The 5,385-nt window shown below is 44.0% G+C and carries 7 protein-coding genes; 5 read left to right on the top strand and 2 right to left on the bottom strand.

Annotated features, from left to right (window positions below):
• Positions 1-308 precede the first annotated feature (308 nt).
• Complete coding sequence (locus BCT81_RS00105) at positions 309-530, top strand: hypothetical protein (protein ID WP_102422914.1); 222 nt, start codon at positions 309-311, stop codon at positions 528-530.
• A 112-nt stretch (positions 531-642) separates the two neighbouring features.
• Positions 643-945: a thiamine-binding protein gene (locus BCT81_RS00100; protein WP_102422916.1), complete on the top strand. Its 303-nt coding sequence runs from the start codon at positions 643-645 to the stop codon at positions 943-945.
• Between the two features lie 40 nt (positions 946-985).
• Here the strand turns inward: BCT81_RS00100 and BCT81_RS29255 are convergent, their stop codons facing one another.
• The gene (locus BCT81_RS29255; protein WP_198596807.1) at positions 986-1,153 is read right to left on the bottom strand and encodes a hypothetical protein; all 168 of its coding nucleotides are present in this window, start codon (positions 1,151-1,153) and stop codon (positions 986-988) included.
• Between the two features lie 108 nt (positions 1,154-1,261).
• The gene (locus tag BCT81_RS00095; protein ID WP_102422913.1) at positions 1,262-1,525 is read right to left on the bottom strand and encodes a DUF1289 domain-containing protein; all 264 of its coding nucleotides are present in this window, start codon (positions 1,523-1,525) and stop codon (positions 1,262-1,264) included.
• Between the two features lie 188 nt (positions 1,526-1,713).
• Between BCT81_RS00095 and BCT81_RS00090 the strand changes: the two genes are divergently transcribed.
• The 3 genes from BCT81_RS00090 to BCT81_RS00080 form a co-directional block, all read left to right on the top strand.
• Positions 1,714-2,160: an META domain-containing protein gene (locus BCT81_RS00090; protein WP_102422912.1), complete on the top strand. Its 447-nt coding sequence runs from the start codon at positions 1,714-1,716 to the stop codon at positions 2,158-2,160.
• Positions 2,161-2,540: 380 nt separating this feature from the next.
• Positions 2,541-3,707 (top strand): ABC transporter substrate-binding protein, encoded by a 1,167-nt coding sequence (locus BCT81_RS00085; protein WP_032498682.1) that lies wholly within the window; start codon positions 2,541-2,543, stop codon positions 3,705-3,707.
• 5 nt (positions 3,708-3,712) lie between these two features.
• The coding region (locus tag BCT81_RS00080; RefSeq protein WP_102422915.1) for a thiamine ABC transporter permease at positions 3,713-5,385 on the top strand (1,673 nt) is incomplete at its 3' end.

Below are 5,385 nucleotides of genomic sequence, written 5' to 3'. Positions count from 1 at the left end.
AGTAGAGCGAGAGCAAAGTAGAGCGAGAGCAAAGATTCAACGTTTGTCCCTGTTAATTCCCAAACTCAACGACAATCATTTTGATTAAATTCAGCCCAGAGTTTTCTGGGCTTTCTTTCGCTTCAACCACCTACTTTCTGATACTAAATATGACACTAATACGATTCACTAGATGACATTTTTGTGAATTACGAAGGCAAGGTGTTGATTCTTGGTTGCTCAAAAAAAATACTTTCTGATCACGTTGACGCCCCTATATCTGGCAACTAGATTTTTCTATTAGTGTCTAAAACCAGGAGGTCATTGAAATGAAACGTGCTAGCTCTACATATCGATTACAACTGATTAAGGAAGTGGCAACTCGCCGAGATCGTCAACGTTCTAATGACCCGATGGCCAACTACATTCAAACTCTAATCGACAACAAAGATGACTGTGATACTTCAGTTGAACGCAACCAAAGATTCAGTGGAAACCATTTTGATGAGCACATTGGTGGCTGGATTAGCGATCATTGGGGTAGTAAATAAACCACCAGCTTTGCTGCTGTAGAATTAATCTCCGCATTAACCTATCATCTGCAACAACTTCCAATCATTGAGTAAGCAGAAAGTGTCTGAGTTAAAAAGAGAAAAAGAAGTGATGGTTGCCTTCCAAGTGATCCCTCGCGTTAAAGAAGGCAACAACTTCGAAGTGGTCGATAAAGCAATTGAAGTCGTGAAAGAAGCCGGTGTTCCCTTTCAAGTCGGTGCGATGGAAACGACCATGAAAGGCGAACTCAATCAATTACTCGATATCATCAAAAATGCTGAGCAGACTTGTTACGATGCTGGTGCTGTAGAAGTTATCACAAACATTAAGACCCACAGTAAAACCACCGCTGCCGATGATACATTTTGCACGTATCATCGTGGTGTGACAAAAGCGAATCATATGTTTGTGTAAGAAAGTTCTGTTAAAAAAAGACTCTAATTAATCAGTGATGTTATTGAAAAGGCATGTCGGAAAGGTGAGACAGTATCTCCATGCGCTCTTCTTCTGACATGGTATGCCAGTCACGCGCGCTTTCCTCAGGGTCATCTTTCGCCCCAATCGGTTTTCGGTCCAGTGCTTTGACGGGCCCTGTTTTGAGTTTTACGTTCTTTTTATTCATACCGACACCACTCCTCTTGTACAAAGGTACCTATCTTCATATTACACCCCAACCATTATGTAAAGTAATAGTTACTTCGGAGTTAAATAAAATCTTAATACATCCTCTTTAGCCGAAAAGATCTCTTTGGGGACTTGTATTTCCCTCTTCGTCGACCTGCTTACCAACCAAGTTGTTTTGCTTCATTATTTTTCTTCTGTAACGCTGACGACACAGCTTGATGACGTGTAATTGCTCTGCGGGAGTCATCGACATCCAATTAAAACGTTCATCTCTTTTTCTCATACACCCATTGCAATAACCTTTGTCATCGCTAGAGCAAACCCCAACGCAAGGGCTTGGAACTTGGAAAAACTCTAACTGCTCCACCACGCCTCCTTACACATCCAAAATTACGCTTACTATCTCAAAAATAAGCGATTAATTTGTCGCCACGCCTACGAAATCCATACTAAACTATGACCTTATACTGACACATATAGTGTTTTGTAAACTATACTTTTAACCCATCAAGTTACAGATTTTCGGTAACTTCGTTTTTTCCTTTGGAGCCATATAATATGAAGTTTAGTTCAAAAAAATTACTAGCAGTAGCCGCTTTACCTATGATGCTAGCAGCATGCACAACAACAGGTGATAACGCGATGCAAGTAACACCAACCGATCTACAGCACCATAATTGGGAACTTGCGCAAATTGATGGCAAGGACATTGAGAAAAGCGAACACCAAGCGACACCTCGTCTAGAAATCGGTGAAAAGATGACTGCAAACGGCGTAGCTGGTTGTAATAACTTCTTTGGCCAAGGTGAGCTGAAAGACGGTCAATTCCGCATTAAGCAAATGGGCATGACTATGAAAATGTGTCACGGCTCAGCGATGGAAATCGAGCAATCAGTTTCTGCTACTCTAAGTGAGTGGAGCGACGTAACCCTAACAAAAGATACGCTAGTACTTAAAAACGATGTACACACGCTAACGTACACAATTCGTGACTGGGTAAACTAATCTGTCATCGACATCAAATAACAAAAAGGAGCCTTCATGGCTCCTTTTTTATTGTCTGCTTCAAGGCTCACTCTACTCAAAACGACTCTTCACACCAACTTTTCGTGCCAAGCTCCGATAAATCATAAAAAACCTCATTTAGATGCAATTAATTCACAGCTTTAACGGTCTGTTGCTAGGATGGCAAAAGCCCAAAGTCTGTTGAGTTACATAGATAACTGCACATTGAACAAAACTCAACCGAGAACTTCCGGCGTCTTCTCAAGTAATTGATTGAATTTACTGTTGAATTAGAATTTATTTGAGAAACAGATAGAATAACTGTTAGGGAGTTCGAAAACACAATGCTCTTGCCCGTTCACTACCAAATGGAAAAGTTTATGAACAAGATAGTAAGTACGTTAGGAATCATGGCAACCGTTGCCTACAGCGCAACAATTTATGCTGATGAAGCAACATCCACCGATAGCTGGAATCAAATAGAACAACAGGCAGAAGGACAAACTGTCTACTTCCACGCTTGGGGCGGAAGCCAAGAGATCAACCGTTACCTACAATGGGCAGGCAAGAAGTTACAAAGTGACTATGGTGTAACGTTAAAACATGTAAAAGTCACAGATATCGCTGAAACAGCGACTCGCCTACTTGCGGAGAAGGCCGCAGGTAAGAATAGCGAAGGCAGTGTCGATATCGTTTGGATCAACGGCGAGAACTTCCGTTCGATGAAAGACAACAAACTGTTGTTTGGCCCATTCACAGAATCCCTCCCTAACTGGAAGTACGTCGATAAGTCTTTACCCATTGATGTCGACTTTTCTGAACCAACGGAAGGGTTAGAAGCACCTTGGGGCGTTGGGCAATTGGTGTTCATTCACGACCAAGAAACACTGCACAACCCACCACAATCGTTTTCAGAGATGTTGAGCTACGCTCAGGCATTCCCTAACCGTTTAAGCTACCCTCGCCCACCAGAGTTTCATGGCACTAGTTTTATTAAGTCTTTGCTGATTGAGCTAACCAACAATAGCCCAGAACTCGCTAAGCCGGTTTCAGAAGAGAACTTCCAAGCGATCACTGCACCATTATGGGCTTACTTAGATAAATTCCACAAAGTTGCATGGCGCGGTGGTAAACAATTCCCGGCAGGCACATCAGAAAGTATTCAGCTTTTGGATGACGGACAACTCGACCTCGCGATTACGTTCAATCCAAACTCTGTGTATTCAGCCCAATCAAGTGGTCGTTTAGCAGAAACAACCAAAGCCTATGCGTTAGAAAACGGTGCTTTATCAAACATCCACTTCCTTGCGATCCCTTGGAATGCAAATGCTACCGCTGGCGCACAAGTGACCATCAACTTCTTGTTAAGCCCAGAAGCACAATCGCGCAAAGGTGACCTGAATGTTTGGGGGGACCCTTCAGTATTGAGCAGCAAGTACCTAACAGGTAGCGCTAAGAATACTCAGCAATTTAAATCGATTGATGAACCACACCCAAGCTGGCAGAACGCACTCGAGAAAGAGTGGCTAAAGCGATACGGTAACTAAGCTCGATGCTACGTGCTCTATATTTTGTCGTTATAGTGGTATGCATTATCCCAACAATTCCTGGGGTAGCGGGAGTAGTGGCTTCGTCACTGAGTTATATCCCGCCCCTAGGGTTGATGGAGCCCTCTCTCAACGGTTTTAGCCAAGTATTCCAATGGGAAGGCGCTTGGCACTCAATTGGTTTGAGTCTTGGTTCTGCGATTGCGAGCAGCTACATCGCGTGCTTTCTTACCTTTTGTATTCTCCAAGCTTCGTGGGGAAACCAGTTCTGGAGAAAGATCGAACTGACCCTTTCACCTATGCTGGCTATTCCCCATGTGGCTTTCGCCATTGGCTTTGCTTTTCTATTTAGCCCGACAGGTCTCGGAGCGAGAGCTGTACATCATTTGCTGGGTGAATCCGCATCCAGTTCCGAACTAGCGCTGCTCGTAAAAGATCCGTATGCATTTGGCTTGATCATTATGTTAGCACTCAAAGAAGTACCTTTCTTATTGCTGATGAGTATATCGATACTTCAGCAAATTGATGTAGAGCGTATTACTAAGGTGAGTGCTTCATTGGGCTATAGTCGCTCACAGATATGGTGGAAGTGCATTTTTCCACAATGGTTCACCAAGCTTCGCTTCCCAATGTTGGCGGTGCTCGCCTACAGCGTATCAGTTGTCGATATTGCACTAATCATTGGCCCAACTAACCCACCTACTTTTGCCGTTTTGGTATGGCAATGGTTCAACGATCCCGATCTGAACCTACTACCAAGAGCTGCGGCTGGCGCTATTGTTTTGTTCGGATTAGCGTCGTTGATCATCGCCTTAGCACGCTTCACTGAATGGGCTGTGTTGAAGTTCTTTAGAGCTTGGCAATATTCGGGGCGAACAGGCATTAAACTACCAGGAAAAACCGTATTCACAGCTTTGGCGGCACTATCACTCGCAATTATTCCTTTGATGATGATTTGGAGCGTGGCTCAACGTTGGCGCTTCCCTGACTTACTTCCGAGTCGCTACAGCATGCGTTTTTGGGAGTTTGAATGGGATGGCATCATGAGTACCGTTGGTCAAAGCTTATGGATTGGCCTGATCGCGGCTTCAGTTGCGCTGGTCCTTGCACTGATTGCTCATGAATACCGAATAAAGTACAAGTGGCAAGTGCCTGGTTTTGTTATCGCGATTCCGATGTTGATCCCACAGCTATCCGTATTGTTTGGTATGCAGGTCACCACGCTGTATGTAGGAAGCAACGCCTATGAATTCTGGGTGATTTGGGCACACGTATTCTTCGCCTTCCCATTTGTCTATTTATCTTTAGATGGACCATGGAAAAGCTTCAACGATGGGCTCATTAAAGCATCACTCAGCTTGGGTAAATCACCATTCCAAAGCTGGTACTCCATCAAACTGCCTATCTTATTACCAGCAATTGCCTTTGCGTGGGCCGTTGGTATCAGCGTGAGTTTGGCCCAATACTTACCAACATTGATGCTAGGTGCAGGGCGTATTAGCACCATCACGACAGAAGCTGTCGCCCTAACGAGCGGTTTCGACCGCAGAGTGACCGCAATTTATGCCATTTGGCAGGCCTTGTTGCCTCTGTTCTTTTTCTCTTTAGCGATATTAGTCAGCCGACTTCAACTCAGATATCGCCGTCTTACTTTCAAAGGTTTCTTAAGTAATGAGTC

Source organism: Vibrio sp. 10N.261.52.A1 (assembly GCF_002876325.1).
GTDB lineage: Bacteria > Pseudomonadota > Gammaproteobacteria > Enterobacterales > Vibrionaceae > Vibrio > Vibrio chagasii.
Note: the sequence above shows the minus strand (reverse complement) of the source record. Positions and strands in the feature narration are given on the sequence as shown.